Annotated in this window: 16 protein-coding genes; 10 read left to right on the top strand and 6 right to left on the bottom strand. The window is 62.1% G+C overall.

Annotated features, from left to right (window positions below; translation table 11 throughout):
- The first annotated feature begins 117 nt into the window (after positions 1 to 117).
- Positions 118 to 1,263: an anhydro-N-acetylmuramic acid kinase gene (locus GC125_RS12445; RefSeq protein ID WP_151985937.1), complete on the top strand. Its 1,146-nt coding sequence runs from the start codon at positions 118 to 120 to the stop codon at positions 1,261 to 1,263.
- On the opposite strand, the gene GC125_RS12440 is transcribed toward GC125_RS12445, so the two are convergent.
- Both GC125_RS12440 and GC125_RS12435 read right to left on the bottom strand, forming a co-directional pair.
- Positions 1,229 to 1,687 carry a GNAT family N-acetyltransferase gene (locus tag GC125_RS12440; protein WP_151985936.1) on the bottom strand — a complete coding sequence of 153 codons (459 nt, stop codon included), beginning with the start codon at positions 1,685 to 1,687 and terminating at the stop codon, positions 1,229 to 1,231. The two genes, GC125_RS12445 and GC125_RS12440, sit on opposite strands and share 35 nt — an antisense overlap.
- A gap of 20 nt (positions 1,688 to 1,707) precedes the next feature.
- A complete protein-coding gene (locus tag GC125_RS12435) occupies positions 1,708 to 2,385 on the bottom strand; it encodes an alpha/beta hydrolase (RefSeq protein WP_151985935.1) in 678 nt (225 codons plus the stop codon).
- Between the two features lie 419 nt (positions 2,386 to 2,804).
- On the opposite strand from GC125_RS12435, the gene GC125_RS12430 reads away from it, so the two are divergent.
- From GC125_RS12430 to GC125_RS12390, 9 genes are all read left to right on the top strand, one after another.
- Entirely contained in the window at positions 2,805 to 3,965 is a 1,161-nt protein-coding gene (locus GC125_RS12430; protein ID WP_151985934.1) for a cysteine desulfurase family protein, read from the top strand.
- 122 nt (positions 3,966 to 4,087) lie between these two features.
- Complete coding sequence (sufB, locus tag GC125_RS12425; protein ID WP_151985933.1) at positions 4,088 to 5,557, top strand: Fe-S cluster assembly protein SufB; 1,470 nt, start codon at positions 4,088 to 4,090, stop codon at positions 5,555 to 5,557.
- Between the two features lie 51 nt (positions 5,558 to 5,608).
- A complete protein-coding gene (gene sufC / locus GC125_RS12420) occupies positions 5,609 to 6,364 on the top strand; it encodes a Fe-S cluster assembly ATPase SufC (RefSeq protein ID WP_151985932.1) in 756 nt (251 codons plus the stop codon).
- Between the two features lie 28 nt (positions 6,365 to 6,392).
- Positions 6,393 to 7,649, top strand: coding sequence for a Fe-S cluster assembly protein SufD (sufD, locus tag GC125_RS12415; RefSeq protein WP_151985931.1), 1,257 nt, complete (start codon positions 6,393 to 6,395; stop codon positions 7,647 to 7,649).
- Positions 7,649 to 8,890: a cysteine desulfurase gene (locus tag GC125_RS12410; RefSeq protein ID WP_151985930.1), complete on the top strand. Its 1,242-nt coding sequence runs from the start codon at positions 7,649 to 7,651 to the stop codon at positions 8,888 to 8,890. Before sufD ends, GC125_RS12410 begins: the two co-directional genes overlap by 1 nt.
- A 29-nt stretch (positions 8,891 to 8,919) precedes the next feature.
- Complete coding sequence (locus tag GC125_RS12405; RefSeq protein WP_286165644.1) at positions 8,920 to 9,336, top strand: SUF system Fe-S cluster assembly protein; 417 nt, start codon at positions 8,920 to 8,922, stop codon at positions 9,334 to 9,336.
- A 104-nt stretch (positions 9,337 to 9,440) separates the two neighbouring features.
- Entirely contained in the window at positions 9,441 to 9,839 is a 399-nt protein-coding gene (gene sufA, locus GC125_RS12400) for a Fe-S cluster assembly scaffold SufA (protein ID WP_151985929.1), read from the top strand.
- Positions 9,840 to 10,071: 232 nt separating this feature from the next.
- A complete protein-coding gene (locus GC125_RS12395; protein WP_151985928.1) occupies positions 10,072 to 10,218 on the top strand; it encodes a DUF3309 family protein in 147 nt (48 codons plus the stop codon).
- 171 nt (positions 10,219 to 10,389) lie between these two features.
- Positions 10,390 to 11,487 carry a TRAP transporter substrate-binding protein gene (locus GC125_RS12390; protein WP_151985927.1) on the top strand — a complete coding sequence of 366 codons (1,098 nt, stop codon included), beginning with the start codon at positions 10,390 to 10,392 and terminating at the stop codon, positions 11,485 to 11,487.
- A 91-nt stretch (positions 11,488 to 11,578) separates the two neighbouring features.
- Here GC125_RS12390 and GC125_RS12385 read toward each other — a convergent pair whose 3' ends face one another.
- The 4 genes from GC125_RS12385 to GC125_RS12370 all read right to left on the bottom strand — a co-directional run bounded on the left by GC125_RS12385 (position 11,579) and on the right by GC125_RS12370 (position 15,704).
- Entirely contained in the window at positions 11,579 to 12,970 is a 1,392-nt protein-coding gene (locus tag GC125_RS12385; RefSeq protein WP_151985926.1) for a TRAP transporter large permease, read from the bottom strand.
- Between the two features lie 6 nt (positions 12,971 to 12,976).
- On the bottom strand, positions 12,977 to 13,534 hold the full coding sequence (locus GC125_RS12380) for a TRAP transporter small permease subunit (RefSeq protein ID WP_151985925.1): 558 nt from the start codon (positions 13,532 to 13,534) through the stop codon (positions 12,977 to 12,979).
- Positions 13,535 to 13,731: 197 nt separating this feature from the next.
- On the bottom strand, positions 13,732 to 14,094 hold the full coding sequence (locus GC125_RS12375) for a DUF423 domain-containing protein (protein WP_151985924.1): 363 nt from the start codon (positions 14,092 to 14,094) through the stop codon (positions 13,732 to 13,734).
- Positions 14,095 to 14,108: 14 nt separating this feature from the next.
- The gene (locus tag GC125_RS12370; protein WP_151985923.1) at positions 14,109 to 15,704 is read right to left on the bottom strand and encodes a DEAD/DEAH box helicase; all 1,596 of its coding nucleotides are present in this window, start codon (positions 15,702 to 15,704) and stop codon (positions 14,109 to 14,111) included.
- Positions 15,705 to 15,814: the final 110 nt, after the last annotated feature.

Raw genomic sequence — 15,814 nt, 5'->3', positions numbered from 1 at the left:
CATTTCGCTTTCCGTGAATCGCTCAATTACTCTAAGTTTTGGCTTTGTCGCGTTTCGATATGGTGAACCGGTGGCCACGTCACCTCGAAACTCTCTATCGCCAGGAAAACCTATTCGATGACGAAGCTTGAGGCGGCGAGCCGGCTGACTGCCATCGGCCTGATGAGCGGCACTTCGCTCGATGGCATCGACGTCGCGCTCCTCTCGACGGATGGCGCGACCTTCGTGGAGCGTGGGCCGGCGGCAGGCTATTCCTACGAGCCAGCATTTCGGCGGCGCCTGGCGGACGCGCTGGAAACCGCCAAGTCCATCGTCAAACGCGAGGACCGGCCGGGCGATCTCAGTGAACTCGAACGCGAGCTGACGATGCGCCATGCGGAGGCCGTTCGGCGGTTTGTGACGGACAATGGTCTGCGGCTTTCCGATATCGACGTGGTCGGGTTTCACGGGCAAACGGTGCTGCACCGCCCGGGGCAGGCGCTGACGGTACAACTCGGCCTCGGCCAGCTTCTGGCGGACGAACTCGGTGTGCACGTGGTCTACGACATGCGCGCCAACGACATGGCGCACGGGGGAGAAGGTGCGCCGCTGGTGCCCGTCTATCACCGGGCATTGGCGGCATCGCTGGATGAACGACCGGTCGTCTTCGTCAATATTGGCGGCATCTCGAACGTCACCTATGTTGGCGAAAACGACGAACTGGTCGCGTTCGACAGCGGCCCCGGCAATACGTTGATCGACCAATGGGTGGAGCGCCATGCAGGCGTACCGTTCGATCAGGGCGGTGCGATCGCCAGCGAAGGCGGCGTGGTCGCGGCGCTTGCCGAGCGGTATCTCGCCTCGGACTTCTTCACGGCGGATATCCGCCGGTCGCTCGACCGCAACGACTTTCCGCCGCCGGGCGATCACGAAGTGGAACTGGCCGACGGTGCACGTACGCTCGCCCATGTGAGCGCTGCCGCGATCATCAAGGCGGCCGATCATTTTCCGAAGCCGCCCAAGCGCTGGATCATCTGCGGAGGTGGACGGAAGAACCGGGTGATCATTGAAGACCTGCGCAGAATGGCGGGGGCATCCGGCGCGCAGGTCTCGGTCGCCGAAGAGGTCGGCTTCGATGGGGACGGCATGGAAGCGGAGGCTTGGGCCTATCTCGCCGTGCGCTCGCTGAAGGGGCTCGCGCTCACATTTCCCGGCACGACCCGGGTCAGATCACCGGTGACCGGTGGCGTTACGGCCTATCCACACACAGCCGAAAGCCCATGAAGCCTTCATCGATGATATCCGCTTCGATCGGTTCGAAACCAAGGCGCCGGATGAGCGCCAGCGACGCCAGATTGTCGGGCTCGATATAGCTGTCGATGTAGCGAACCTCTGGTGCCAATTCCGGAATGGTGCGCAACAGCGCCGCGCGCCCTACGCCGCGGCCGCGGCTGTCGGGACGGACGCTGATCAAGAGCGAAACCCGGTCGTAATCCTCGAAATCGTATTGCACGACGGCGATGAGGTCGACGTCCTGAACGAGCGTCAGGCAATAACAGCGATTGCCCCGGTCGGTGCGCGAGACGTGCTCGAGCCAGAATCCGTCCGGCGGATCGATGCGGCGGCGCAGTTCTTCGTCGTCGAACCAGCCGGCGTAGATTGGAAGGTCTGCAGCTTCGAAGGGGCGGGCGTTCAGATCGATGGTCATCGTCCGTTCCCGCCCGTCGATCAGCGGATGCGCTTGGCGGCGGGCTCAGGCACCAGCTCGCCACGAAGCCGGGCGTCAAGATAATCGGAGCATTCGCCCATCAGCGTATCGACCTGGCCGGAGAAGAAATGGTTGGCGCCGGGCATGGTCTTCTGCGTGATGAGAATACCCTTCTGCGTCTTCAGCTTCTCGACGAGTCCCTGAACGTCCTTTTCCGGCGCGACGCGGTCGGCGTCGCCATGGATGATGAGGCCGGACGACGGGCAGGGCGCCAGGAAGGAGAAGTCGTAGGTGTTGGGCTGCGGGGCGACCGAAATGAAGCCCTCTATTTCGGGGCGGCGCATCAGGAGCTGCATGCCGATCCACGAACCGAAGGAATAGCCGGCCACCCAGCAGCTCTTTGAGTCGGGATGGAGCGACTGCACCCAGTCGAGCGCGCCGGCTGCATCCGACAATTCGCCCGCGCCATGATCGAAAGCGCCCTGGCTGCGACCGATGCCGCGAAAATTGAAGCGCAGAGTCGTGAAGCCGCGCTGCTGAAACATATAGAAGAGCTGGTAGACGATCTGGTTGTTCATCGTCCCGCCGAACTGCGGGTGGGGGTGCAGCACGATCGCGATCGGCGCGTTCTTCTGCTTGGCCGGCTGATAGCGGCCTTCGAGACGGCCGGCTGGGCCGTTGAAGATGACTTCAGGCATCGTAACTCCATCGCGATACGGCGCGTGCCCTCGACTGTCCTTGATGGATCAGCACATCCACCAGCGCCGGGAAGTTTGGCGCATCCAGATGCAGGGCAATGGTGAACGCAGACGCTCGCCTTGCGATCCGTCGTCGGACCGCGAATGATCGGTCGCCTCTCTTAAGGCAAGCGGCCTTCGCGTTTCAACAAAAATGCGCAAAGCCTCGATGGCCGGGCATAACGCGTGCGTTATGCGGTTTGGGTGCGTGGTCTGACACCTCAAACCTTGACGCCCGAGGGCCTGCGGCCTACAACACTTTAGAATGGTTCGAAACTGCGAGGCCGGTCCGCTTTCACGCGGCGGCGGTTCTCAAGAAGCAGTTTCAGATGTGATCCGAACCGACTGAACTTGCGCAGCACAAATCGATCTGGACCGATATGCCGGGCGAACGCTCATATCTCGATTACAACGCGACGGCGCCATTGCTCGATGGCGTGCGCGAAGAGATGATCGACGCCTTTTCGGTCGTCGGCAATCCGTCTTCCGTGCATGCCGAGGGGCGAAAGGCGCGCCAGCGTATCGAAGACGCGCGGTCGAAGGTTGCAAAGCTCGTCGGCGCCGATCCGGCCAATGTGATCTTCACGAGTGGCGCCAGCGAAGCGGCGAGCCACGTGCTGACACCGGATTTCCGCATGGGGCGGTCGCGGTTGGCGGTCGGGCGGCTTTATGTCTGCGCGATCGAGCATCTCTGCGTGCTGTCGGGCGGGCGTTTTCCGGTCGAAGCCGTCGAGCGCCTGCCGGTCGATAGAAATGGCGTTCTAGATCTAGCGACGCTTCAGGCGGTTCTGGAGGCGCACGACACATCTCTCGGGCTTCCGATGGTGGCCGTGGCGCTTGCCAACAACGAGACGGGCGTTATCCAGCCGATCGCCGAGATTTCGGCCCTCACACGCGCAGCGGGCGGTATCCTCGTCGTCGATGCCGCGCAGGCGCCAGGGCGGCTGGCGATCGACATTGCAGCGATTGGCGCGGATTTTCTCATGCTGTCGGCGCACAAGATGGGTGGCCCCAAGGGGATCGGTGCGCTGGTCTCGGTCGGCCAGCAATTGATGCCTGTCCCACTCGTTGCCGGCGGCGGTCAAGAATCGGGTCATCGATCGGGCACCGAAAACCTGAGTGCTATTGTCGGTTTTGGTGTCGCAGCCCATATAGCAGGGGACGCTTTGACATCGGAAGCCGATCGGCTGCGTCGCTTGCGCGATCGGCTGGAGACGGCTCTTCTGAAGGTCGCTCCGGACGCCGAGATCGTTTCGGCAGGAGCCGACCGGCTGTGCAACACCACCTATGTGGCGCTGCCTGGCATGAAGGCCGAGACAATGCAGATTGCGCTCGATTTGGAAGGGCTTTCGGTTTCGGCCGGTTCGGCCTGCTCGTCGGGCAAGGTCGGACGAAGCCATGTGCTCGAAGGGCTCGGGCTGGACGCGGAGGCCGGTGCGATCCGCATCAGCCCCGGCTGGCAAACGACGGAAGCCGAAGTGGATCGCTGCATCGACGCGTTTTCGCGGCTTGCGGCACGACGGCGCAGGGTTGCGGCCTAGCATGGCTGCCTTGCACCAGAACTGATTTCGCTGACGCCGGCTTTCTGTTAGCCAGCGTCGCAAACTGACAGGGAAACCACCCGCCGCTTTCGGCGGTGGTGATAAAAAGACGGAGTATGGCGATGCCTGCAGTGCAGGAAACCATCGAACGCGTTCGAAAGATTGATGTCGATCAATATAAATACGGTTTCGAGACGATCATCGAAAGCGACAAGGCTCCCAAGGGCCTGAGCGAAGACATCATTCGCTTCATCTCCGCCAAGAAGGAAGAGCCGGAGTGGATGCTTGAATGGCGCCTCGACGCCTACAAGCGCTGGCTGACGCTCGAAGAGCCGAACTGGGCTCGCGTCGATTATCCGAAGATCGACTTCAACGACATCTATTATTACTCGGCGCCGAAGAAGACGCCCGGTCCGAAGAGCCTGGACGACGTCGATCCGGAACTTCTGCGCACCTACGAGAAGCTCGGCATCCCGCTCGGCGAACAGGAAATCCTGGCCGGCGTCGAGAACCGCCGCGTGGCCGTGGACGCCGTGTTCGATTCGGTGTCGGTCGTCACGACCTTCAAGGAAGAGCTGAAGAAGGCCGGCGTGCTCTTCATGTCGTTCTCCGAGGCCGTCCGCGAGCATCCGGAACTGGTGCGTAAATATCTCGGCACGGTCGTTCCGACGACGGACAATTATTACGCCACGCTCAACTCGGCGGTCTTCACCGACGGATCGTTCGTGTTCGTGCCCAAGGGCGTGCGTTGCCCGATGGAGCTTTCGACCTATTTCCGCATCAACGAGAAGAACACCGGTCAGTTCGAACGCACGCTGATCATCTGCGAAGAAGGTGCCTACGTTTCCTATCTGGAAGGTTGCACCGCGCCGCAGCGCGACGAGAACCAGCTCCACGCTGCCGTCGTCGAACTGGTGGCTCTCGACGATGCCGAGATCAAGTACTCGACCGTGCAGAACTGGTATCCGGGCGACAAGAACGGCAAGGGCGGTATCTACAACTTCGTGACCAAGCGCGGCGATTGCCGCGGCAAGAACTCTAAGATCTCGTGGACGCAGGTCGAAACCGGATCGGCGATCACCTGGAAATATCCGTCCTGCATCCTGCGGGGCGACAATTCGCGCGGCGAGTTCTATTCGATCGCCGTTTCGAACGGCTATCAGCAGGTCGATAGCGGCACCAAGATGATCCATCTCGGCAAGAACACGTCGAGCCGCATCATCTCCAAGGGCATTTCGGCCGGCAATTCGTCGAACACTTACCGCGGCCAGGTCTCGGCTCACAGCAAGGCGTCCAACGCGCGCAATTTCACGCAGTGCGACTCCCTGCTGATCGGCGAGAAGTGCGGCGCGCATACGGTGCCTTACATCGAGGCGAAGAACGCCACCGCGCAGTTCGAGCACGAGGCGACGACGTCGAAGATCTCCGAGGACCAGCTGTTCTACTGCATGCAGCGCGGCATCCCGGAAGAAGAAGCCGTCGCGCTCATCGTCAATGGCTTCGTGCGTGAAGTCATCCAGGAACTGCCGATGGAATTCGCCGTCGAGGCCCAGAAGCTCATCAACATCTCACTCGAAGGAAGCGTTGGCTGATCGCAGCCACCTCTTCGAGCCGAAATACAGACCAAGGGACGTCCAAAGACCATGCTTGAAATCAGGAACCTCCACGCCCGCATCGCGGATACCGAAACCGAAATCATCCGGGGGCTGAATCTGACCGTCAAGGCGGGTGAAGTGGCGGCGATCATGGGGCCGAACGGGTCGGGCAAGTCGACGCTTTCCTACATCCTCGCAGGACGCTCGGACTACGAAGTCACCGAGGGCGACATTCTCTTCAACGGCGAGAGCATTCTGGAAATGGACGTGTCGGAGCGTGCCGCTTCGGGCATTTTCCTTGCTTTCCAGTATCCGGTCGAAATTCCGGGTGTGGCGACGATGCAGTTCCTGAAGGTGGCGCTCAACGAGCAGCGCAAGGCTCGGGGCGAGGGCGAACTGTCGACGCCGGACTTTCTGCGCCTCGTCAAGGCATCTGCCGCCGATCTTCAGATCGACATCGGCATGCTCAAGCGTCCGGTCAATGTCGGTTTTTCGGGTGGCGAGAAGAAGCGGGCCGAAATCCTGCAGATGGCGCTGCTTCAGCCGAAGCTCTGCGTGCTGGACGAGACCGATTCCGGTCTCGACATCGATGCGCTCAAGATCGTCGCCGACGGCGTGAACGCGCTCCGCTCGCCGGATCGCGCCATTGTCGTCATCACGCATTATCAGCGCCTTCTCGAGCACATCGTGCCGGATACGGTCCACGTCCTCTACAAGGGGCAGGTGGTGAAGTCGGGCGGCAAGGATATTGCGCTCGAACTCGAAGAAAACGGCTACGCGGACATCATCGGCGCGGCCGCTTGATGCACCTGGAACAAAGGAGCGCAAGCCGATGAACATTCAAACGAAGCCGCCGCTGACGGCCGGCGAACAGGCCCTGTCGACGCATTTCGATGCGGTGAAGCAATCTCTGCCGGGTGGCGAGGTTGCTCTTTCGCAGCGCAGCGCGCTGTTCGGTGCATTGCTAAGCCGTGGACTGCCGACGCGTCGCGTCGAAAGCTGGCACTATACGGACTTCCGGTCGTTGCTGCGCGACGTGCCACAAGGTGCGGGGCTGTCGCAGCATGCCGTTGACCCTATGATCGCAGGGGCCACGGTTCTGGCGTCGAACAGCCAAGGTGCCGTATTGCCCGCCGGTGTGGCCGTGGTCGATTTTCAGACGCGTCTTGCCGACGGATCGCTGACGCTTGCGGCACGGGGCGACGACGATGCCGTCGGGCGTCTCAATGCTGCTTTCGCCGACACCGGCTTTGCGATCACGGTCGCGGACGGTGCGAAGATCGAGGCGCCGATCGAGCTGCAGGCGGTCCATGATGGTGGCCAGGCGCATCTGCGACACGACGTCCGTGTCGGTGCCCATGCCAGCGTGACGCTGTTCGAACGCCACCTGAATTCCGGCGACGCTCCGGCGCTCGTCTCCGCTGTTACGCACCTCACGCTCGATCGGGAGGCCATCGTCACCTGGGTGATCGTGCAGGGGCAGGGCCGCGCCGACAGCCATCTCGGGCAGATCAACGTGTCGCTCGGCGAGGATGCGCGGCTCACGCTGTGCATCGTCAATGCAGGTGGCAAGCTCATTCGTCAGGAAGTGCATGTCGTGACGGCCGGCGAAGGCGCCGACTTCAAGCTGCGCGGCGTCAATCTGCTCGGCGGCGACAGCCACACCGACGTGACGATGACGCTCGGCCACGACGTGCCAAACACGACGTCGACGGAAATCATCCGCAGCGTCGTCTTCGATCGCGCGCGTGGCGTGTTCCAGGGGCAGATCCGCGTGGCGCCGCATGCGCAGAAGACCGATGCGCGGATGGCCTCCAATACGCTGCTTCTTTCCGACGAAGGCGAGTTCTCCACCAAGCCGGAACTCGAGATCTTTGCCGACGACGTTCAGTGCGCCCACGGTGCCACGGTTGCCGACATCGATGCGGTTCATCTCTTCTATCTGAAGTCGCGTGGCATTCCGGAAGCCGTTGCACGGCGCATGCTGGTGCAGGCCTTCGTCAATGAGGTCGTCGAAGAGCTCGACGACGAGCCGCTGACCGACGCGCTGCATGGCGTGATCGAAACCTGGTTGGAAAAGCACGTTTGATGGACGCCCGCACCGCACGGAATGGCTATGACGTCGAAGCGATCCGCCGCGACTTCCCTATCCTTTCGCGGGAAGTCTATGGCAAGCCGCTGGTCTATCTCGACAATGGCGCATCGGCGCAGAAGCCGCAGGCGGTGATCGATGCGATCACGCACGCTTACTCGAACGAGTATGCGAACGTGCATCGCGGGCTGCATTTCCTGTCGAACGCGGCGACCGATGCCTATGAGGCATCGCGCAGCAAGGTGAAACGCTTCCTCAATGCTGCATCCGAAGACGAGATCGTCTTCACGAAGTCGACGACGGAGGCGATCAACACCGTCGCCTACGGTTACGGCATGCCGCATATCGGCGAGGGCGACGAGATCGTCCTGACGATCATGGAGCATCACTCCAATATCGTGCCTTGGCATTTCATCCGCGAGCGGCAGGGCGCAAAGCTGGTCTGGGTGCCGGTCGGTGTCGACGGGTCTTTCGATCTCGATGCGTTTGCGGCGAGCCTGACGGATCGCACGAAGCTCGTGGCGATCACCCACATGTCGAACGTGCTCGGCACGGTCATCCCGGTCAAGGACGTCTGCCGGATCGCCCACGAGCGCGGCATTCCCGTGCTCGTCGACGGCAGCCAGGCGGCGGTTCACATGCCGGTCGATGTTCGCGACATCGATTGCGACTTCTACGTCTTCACGGGGCACAAGGTGTACGGTCCGTCCGGCATCGGCGTGCTCTACGGCAAGACCGAGATGCTGAAGACGATGCGGCCCTTCCAGGGCGGCGGCGAGATGATCGTCGACGTATCGGAAGAGGGCGTGACCTATAACGATCCGCCGCATCGTTTCGAGGCCGGAACGCCGCCGATCGTCCAGGCGATCGGCCTCGGTGCCGCGCTCGACTACATGGAAAGCATCGGCCGCGAGGCCATCGCCGCCCATGAAGCGGATCTGACGGCCTATGCCCGCGAGAAGCTCCAGTCGGTCAATGCGCTTCGTGTGATCGGCGATGCGCCGGGCAAAGGCGCAATCTTCTCCTTCGAGATCGAGGGCATCCACGCCCACGACGTGTCGATGGTGATCGATCGCTCGGGTGTAGCGGTTCGTGCCGGCACCCACTGCGCTCAGCCGCTCTTGAAGCGTTTCGGCGTGACCTCCACATGCAGGGCATCCTTTGGGATGTACAATACGCGCAAGGAAGTGGATGTCCTTGTGGAAGCGCTTGAAAAGGCGCGCGCCTTCTTCGCCTGAGCGCGGAAACGATGATGGGAACTGCCATGATGACCGAGACAACCGCAAAGCCCGACGAATCGAGCGAGACTTCCACGGTTGGAGCCGCCGAAGCCGTCACCGGCGCCGCCCCAGTGGCCTCGGCCATTCCGCAGGAAGAGCTCGCGCGCATGACGGACGACATCATCGCGGCGCTGAAGACCGTCTACGATCCGGAGATCCCGGCCGACATCTACGAGCTCGGCCTGATCTACAAGATCGATATCGAGGACGACCGCATGGTCAAGGTCGACATGACGCTGACCGCGCCTGGATGTCCGGTTGCCGGCGAAATGCCGGGCTGGGTCGAGAATGCGGTCGGAACCGTGGAAGGTGTGTCGGGCGTCGACGTGAAGCTGACGTTCGATCCACCTTGGACGCCTGCGCGCATGAGCGAAGAAGCTCAGGTCGCCGTCGGCTGGTACTGACGGTAGGCGCCTGCCGTCTTGCGGCCGACCCTGGCCGTGATTAGGTTGATACCGAAGCGCACCTGATTTTGATGCGCAAACGCCCAGAAGGGCAGGAGTTTCGAATGGGTCAGTTCGCTGTCATGACCATGACCGATGCGGCTGCGGAGCGGGTCAAGGCCATCGTTGCCAACGCCAACCAACCGGTCGAAGGCATCCGTGTCGGGATCAAGAAGGGTGGCTGCGCCGGTATGGAATACACGGTGGAGCTCGTCGATGCGCCGTCAGCCAAGGACGATCTGATCGAAGCGGACGGTGCCCGCGTCTACGTGGCGCCCGAGGCAGTGCTGTTCCTGCTCGGCACCCAGATGGATTATGAAACCACCAAGCTGCGTTCGGGCTTCGTGTTCAACAACCCCAACCAGACGTCGGCCTGCGGTTGCGGTGAGTCGGTCGAGCTGAAGCCAGCCGACCTCGAAGCGCTCGCCAAGCGCGGCGATGCCGTCGTTCGAGGCGACGCGTAGCACCGCCCCCGCGTTCACGCATTTGTGAGCGCTCCCGGAACAAAAGCGTCATGTTTCCGTTGGTTCGACACCTGAACAGCGGAGACAGCACGCTCATGCATACCATCGTTTACATCGTCGGCCTTATCGTCGTCATCGGCTTCATCCTTTCGCTTCTCGGGCTTGTCTAGGACACCCTCGGCCTGCGGTTCGTTGGGAGCCGCAAGTTGCCGTCTCGACAGGAGATAATGCCGTGGAACTCATCATTCTCATCGTGCTGGTGCTTCTTGTCATCGGCGCATTGCCGCGCTGGGGGCATAGCCGCAACTGGGGCTATGGCCCGTCCGGCGGTCTCGGCCTCGTGATCGTCGTCGTGTTGATCATTCTTCTTCTTACCTGAATGGCATAGAGCATTTACCTCTAGCTCTATTGAGAACGGTCTTCGTGGTCGCTCTGCTAGACTATCCCGCCCTGCTGTGCGATGTGGACCGACAGCGTAGGGCGGAATCCAGAAGGTTTACTTCACGTCGCCCGACGACCTGTTCGGGTATAGACAGTGGAGGAAAACCCAATGGATCGCCGTTCATTCATCACGAAAGCTGGATTTGCCGGCGTCGGCGTCGCTGCAAGCTCGGTTCTTGCAGCGCCGGCTATCGCGCAGGAAAATCAGACCTGGCGCATGGTCACGACGTGGCCGAAGAACTTTCCCGGTCTCGGCGTTGGTGCCCAGCGCCTGGCCGACCGCATCACTGCCGCCTCGGGCGGCCGTCTGACCATCCAGCTCTATTCCGCCGGCGAACTTGTACCGCCGCTGCAGGCGCTCGACGCTGTCATCGACGGTTCGGCCGAGATGAGCCACGGCGCCGCCTATTATTGGCAGAACAAGAGCCAGGCTCTGAACTTCTTTACCGGCGTGCCTTTCGGCATGACCTCGCGTGAACTGACCGGCTGGGTTCGCTATCTCGGCGGTCAGGAAATCTGGGACGAAATCTACGACCAGTACGGCGTTCAGGGCTTCCTGTCGGGCGATACTGGTACACAGGCAGGCGGCTGGTTCCGCAACGAGCTGACGGGCGTCGCCGACGTGCAGGGCCTTCGTTTCCGCACGCCGGGCCTCGGTGGCCAGGTCTGGGAACGTCTCGGCGCTTCCGTCACCAATATGGCAGCGGGCGAGATTTTCCAGGCGCTGCAGTCTGGCACGCTCGACGCGGCCGAATTCGTCGGTCCCTACAACGACCTCGCGCTCGGCTTCTACCAGATCGCCAAGAACTACTACTTCCCGAGCTTCATCGAGCCGGGCCTGGCAACCGAGCTCGTCGTCGACAAGGCAAAGTACACCGCACTGTCGGCAGACCTGCAGGCGATCATCCGTGATTGCTGCCAGGCCGAGTACGATGCGGTTGCGGCCGACTTCGCCGCCAACGACCCGCGCGCCCTTCAGACGCTGGTCAACGACCACGGCGTCCAGATCCGTCAGTTCCCGGATGAAATCCTGGAAGCCGGCGCACAGGCGGCGACCGAGATCCTTACGGGTCTGCGCGATTCGAGCGACGAATTGACGAAGAAGACTGCCGAAAGCTTCATCTCGGCGCTGAACATCGTTCGCCAGAAGACGCAGGGCACCGACTCGCTCTTCATTCAGGCACGCGAGAAGTACTTCCAGATCTGAGCGTTCTCTCGCTGATCTGATCAAAACGAAAAAAGCCCGGAGCGTTCTGCTCCGGGCTTTTTTGTTCTACCGAAAGACGCCCGCTTCGGGATCAGCTGTAGATCCAGCGCGGCAGCCAGGTGGCCAGTTCCGGGAAGATGAACAGCAGCGCGATCGCCACGACCTGCAGCCCGACGAACGGGATGACGCCGCGATAGATCATGCCCGTGGTGACCCGGTTGGGGGCCACGCCGCGCAGATAGAAGAGCGCGAAGCCGAAGGGTGGCGTCAGGAAGCTGGTCTGCAAGTTGACGCCGATCAGGACGCCGAGCCAGACGGGGTCCACACCGAGATTGAGCAGCACCGGCGCCGTGATCGGCACGATGATGAAGATGATCTCGAACGTGTCCAGGATGAAGCCGAGGACGAACATCATCAGCATGACGACGATGAGCGCGCCATAGACGCCACCGGGCAGGGCGGTCAGGATATCGTGGACCAGATTGTCGCCGCCCATGAGGCGGAAGACGATCGAGAATACCGATGCGCCGAGCAGGATGATGAACACCATCGAGGTGATGGTGGCGGTCGAGATCGTGACTTGGCGCAACACCTGGAACGACAGGCGCCAGCGCAGCGCGGCGAGGATCGTTGCGCCGATGGCGCCAACCGAGGCCGCTTCCGTCGGCGTAGCGATGCCGCCGAGGATCGAGCCGAGCACGGCGATGATCAGCATGAGCGGTGGCACGAGCGCAGTGACGACTTCCTTCCAGAGGTCTTTCTTCTGGTCGGCCGGCACCGGCGTCGCCGGGCAGCTTTCAGGCGCGGTGATGGCCTTGAAGACCATCCACAGCAGATAGAGACCGACGAGCAGGAAGCCTGGGATGATGGCGCCGGCGAAGAGATCGCCGACAGAAACGGGCGCAGGGGCAAAGTTGCCCTTTGCCATCTGAACCTGGGCGTTGATGCCGGACAGCATGTCGCCCATGAAGATCAGCACGGTCGAGGGCGGAATGATCTGACCAAGCGTGCCTGACGCGCAGATGACACCGGAAGCGAGTTTCGGGTCATAGCCGGCGCGCAGCATGGCCGGCAGCGAAATGAGGCCCATGGTGACCACCGTTGCGCCGACAACGCCGGTGGATGCCGCCAGCAGCGCGCCGACGAGAATGACCGAGATGCCGAGCCCGCCGCGCAGATTGCCGAAAAGCTTGCCCATGGTGAGGAGCAGCTGTTCGGCGATGCCCGATCGCTCGAGCATCACGCCCATGAAGATGAAGAGCGGAACGGCGACGAGGACCTCGTTGGTCATGAAGCCGACATAGCGGTTGGCGAGCGAGCCAAAATTGGACGGATCGAAGACGCCGAAGAACATGCCGACGAGGCCGAAGAGAAGCGAGACGCCGGCCAGCGTGAAGGCGACCGGGAAGCCCAGCATTAACACGCCGATGATGCCGAAGAACATCAGCCCGGCGAGGATCTCGCCGATCAGTACAGGATCCATTGTCGATTACTCCCCTTCGCCCGGAAGGCGATACCGCAAATCTGCGGGCAAAAGTTCTTCCTGTCCGGCAAGAACGAGGATGCTTCGTCCGGCCATGGCAAGGCCCTGCAGCGCCACGACGCCGGCGAAGACGAAGATGAAAGATTTGAGTACATAGAGCCCGGGCATTCCGCCGAAATTGGCGGAGCCTTCGCCGAGGTTCCACGATCGGATCACGTAGGACCAGCTGTAGAGTACGACGATGTAGCAGAAGGGCAGAAGGAAAACGACGACACCGAAGAGATCGACCATCGCTTTCCGTTCGATCGTCGCCGGGCGATAGAAGATGTCGACGCGGACGTGGTCGTCACGCAGCAGCGCGAAGCCGGCGATGCCCATGAACATGGCGCCATTCAACCAGATATAGAGATCCTGCATCCAGATCAGCGATGTGGAAAAGAGATAGCGCTGGACGACGACGGTGAAGCAGACAAGCACGATGCCGAGCGAGAGCCAGGCAAGGATCTGACCGAGAAGGCCGTTGAAACGGCCGATCGCCTTAACGATCGCGGCTAGGAACGACATAGTTCAGCCTCTGAACCAAGAAGTTGAGAGCTTGAGACCGGGTGATGGCAGGACAACGGAAGGTGGTGGCAATGCGCTGCCGCTCCTCCTCGGCCTGCAACATGATGCCCGGTCCGGCGATCCGGACAACGAATGCCCGAATTGACGGCAGTCGATAGACCGACACGGGCGCAGACGCAACCGCTGAAGGCAGATTGTCAGCCGCGGCGCGTCGCCATGACAAGGCCTGCGATCACAACGACGACCCAGCCGGCGATCATCGCGAAGCCGCCGATAGGCGCGGACATCGGAAAGAGTGCGTTGCCTGCCGTTGCGCGCAATGTGAGGTCGGCAGCAAACAGCATCGTGCCGAGGGCGAGCAGCAGGCCGGCGGGTATGAACAGCCGGGATTTTTCGGAAAGTGCTGCGAGCCCCAACAGAGCAGGGGCGTGCGCAAGGGAAAGAGCGGCGGCGCTCGCAAGGAGGCGGGGGTCGCCTCCGTGCGAAGCCGCGGCAGCAAGTGCTACGCCGGCTGAGCCGAGCAAGCCGGCGGCGATGACCAGTATCGCGGTCGTCCGCATCGAAGCGCGGCCGATCAGGCGCGCGCGGCGATGGTCATGAATGCGGGGATATCGTCGCCGAAGCCGACCGGCGTGAAATCGTCGTCACGCTGCGAACGATGCCGCCGATTGTTGTCGCGGCCGTTGTCGCGATTGCCGTCACGACCATTGTCGCGACCGCGATTGCGGCGATCGTCGTTGGCGGCGTCCTGGCGCTGAGGACGTGCAGTGTCTTCAGCAACAGGCGTGCGGTCGACAGCGGCGGCGCGTTCGACAGGCGCGCGTTCTGCCGGTTGACGTTCGGCTACCGGAGCGGCCGTCGCTTCTTCGACGGCGGGTGTCTCGGCTGCCGCCAGTTCGGCTGCGGCCTCGATCAATGCTTCTTCGCGGGCGGGACGGGTGCGTGGGCCATCCGATTTGCGGCCCTGGCGGGCTGCATTGCGGCCAGCCGGCTTGGCGCGACCGCGGCGGTCGTCTTCGTCAGGCGACTGCACGATGGTGGAGATATCGCCATCGAGCCATTCGATCTTCTGATCGATCAGCTTTTCGATCGCGTCCGTGTACTTCGCCTCGCGCTTGGTCACGAGCGTAAAGGCCTTGCCCGACCTGCCGGCACGACCGGTGCGACCGATGCGGTGGACGTAGTCTTCGGCATGGATCGGCACGTCGAAATTGAAGACGTGGCTCACATCCGGAATGTCGAGACCGCGCGCGGCGACGTCGGAAGCCACCAGAAGCTGCAGCTTTCCTTCGCGGAAATTGTGCAGCATCGTCGTGCGGGACCGCTGATCCATGTCGCCATGCAGAGCGCCGGCCGAGAACTCGTGGCGGGCGAGCGAGCGGAAGAGATCGGCCACATCGCGCTTGCGGTTGCAGAAGATGATCGCGTTCTTGAGGTCGTCCTGGGCACGGATCAGATCGCGCAATGCCGACCGCTTTTCGAAATCCTTGCTGCCACAGGCAACGAGACGTTGCGTGACGGTCGTCGCCGTGGACGAACGGGTCGAGACTTCGACGCGGACCGGGTTCTGCAGGAAGTTGTCGGCGAGCTTCTGGATTTCAGGCGGCATGGTTGCCGAGAAGAACAGCGTCTGGCGCGTGAAGGGAATGAGCTTCACAATGCGCTCGATGTCCGGGATGAAGCCCATGTCGAGCATGCGGTCGGCTTCGTCGATGACGAGGACTTCGACTCCGCTCATGAGCAGCTTGCCGCGTTCGCAATGGTCGAGCAGGCGGCCGGGGGTGCAGATGAGGACGTCTGCGCCACGCTCCAGCTTACGATCCTGCTCATCGAAGGAGACGCCGCCGATCAGCAGCGCGACGTTGAGCTTGTGGTTCTTGCCGTATTTCTCGAAATTCTCGGCAACCTGCGCAGCCAGTTCGCGCGTCGGTTCCAGAATGAGCGTGCGCGGCATGCGTGCGCGGGCGCGGCCCTTTTCCAGCAGCGTCAGCATCGGCAGGACGAACGAGGCCGTCTTGCCGGTTCCTGTCTGGGCGATGCCGAGCACGTCACGTCGTTCCAGGGCCGGTGGAATGGCCCCTTCCTGAATCGGTGTAGGTTCGCTATAGCCCGCGTCGGTGACCGCGGAGAGGACTTTCTGGCTCAAGCCAAGTTCGGAGAATGTGGTCAAGGGGGAACTTGTTTCCGTTCTGATCTCTAGGATCGGGGCTGACATCTATGTGTGCGGACAGTGGCGCAAACACATGGAGTTCGCACCTGGCAGCGCTAAGCGCTCAAGCG

It is taken from the genome of Rhizobium sp. EC-SD404 (assembly GCF_902498825.1).
In the GTDB taxonomy this organism is placed as follows: Bacteria; Pseudomonadota; Alphaproteobacteria; order Rhizobiales; family Rhizobiaceae; genus Georhizobium.
Note: the sequence above shows the minus strand (reverse complement) of the source record. Positions and strands in the feature narration are given on the sequence as shown.

Coding starts and splice junctions, on each gene's coding strand:
- GC125_RS12445 (WP_151985937.1), top strand. CDS start 118: ATGACGAAGCTTGAGGCGGCGAGCCGGCTGACTGCCATCGGCCTGATG.
- GC125_RS12440 (WP_151985936.1), bottom strand. CDS start 1,687: ATGACCATCGATCTGAACGCCCGCCCCTTCGAAGCTGCAGACCTTCCA.
- GC125_RS12435 (WP_151985935.1), bottom strand. CDS start 2,385: ATGCCTGAAGTCATCTTCAACGGCCCAGCCGGCCGTCTCGAAGGCCGC.
- GC125_RS12430 (WP_151985934.1), top strand. CDS start 2,805: ATGCCGGGCGAACGCTCATATCTCGATTACAACGCGACGGCGCCATTG.
- sufB (WP_151985933.1), top strand. CDS start 4,088: ATGCCTGCAGTGCAGGAAACCATCGAACGCGTTCGAAAGATTGATGTC.
- sufC (WP_151985932.1), top strand. CDS start 5,609: ATGCTTGAAATCAGGAACCTCCACGCCCGCATCGCGGATACCGAAACC.
- sufD (WP_151985931.1), top strand. CDS start 6,393: ATGAACATTCAAACGAAGCCGCCGCTGACGGCCGGCGAACAGGCCCTG.
- GC125_RS12410 (WP_151985930.1), top strand. CDS start 7,649: ATGGACGCCCGCACCGCACGGAATGGCTATGACGTCGAAGCGATCCGC.
- GC125_RS12405 (WP_286165644.1), top strand. CDS start 8,920: ATGACCGAGACAACCGCAAAGCCCGACGAATCGAGCGAGACTTCCACG.
- sufA (WP_151985929.1), top strand. CDS start 9,441: ATGGGTCAGTTCGCTGTCATGACCATGACCGATGCGGCTGCGGAGCGG.
- GC125_RS12390 (WP_151985927.1), top strand. CDS start 10,390: ATGGATCGCCGTTCATTCATCACGAAAGCTGGATTTGCCGGCGTCGGC.
- GC125_RS12385 (WP_151985926.1), bottom strand. CDS start 12,970: ATGGATCCTGTACTGATCGGCGAGATCCTCGCCGGGCTGATGTTCTTC.
- GC125_RS12380 (WP_151985925.1), bottom strand. CDS start 13,534: ATGTCGTTCCTAGCCGCGATCGTTAAGGCGATCGGCCGTTTCAACGGC.
- GC125_RS12375 (WP_151985924.1), bottom strand. CDS start 14,094: ATGCGGACGACCGCGATACTGGTCATCGCCGCCGGCTTGCTCGGCTCA.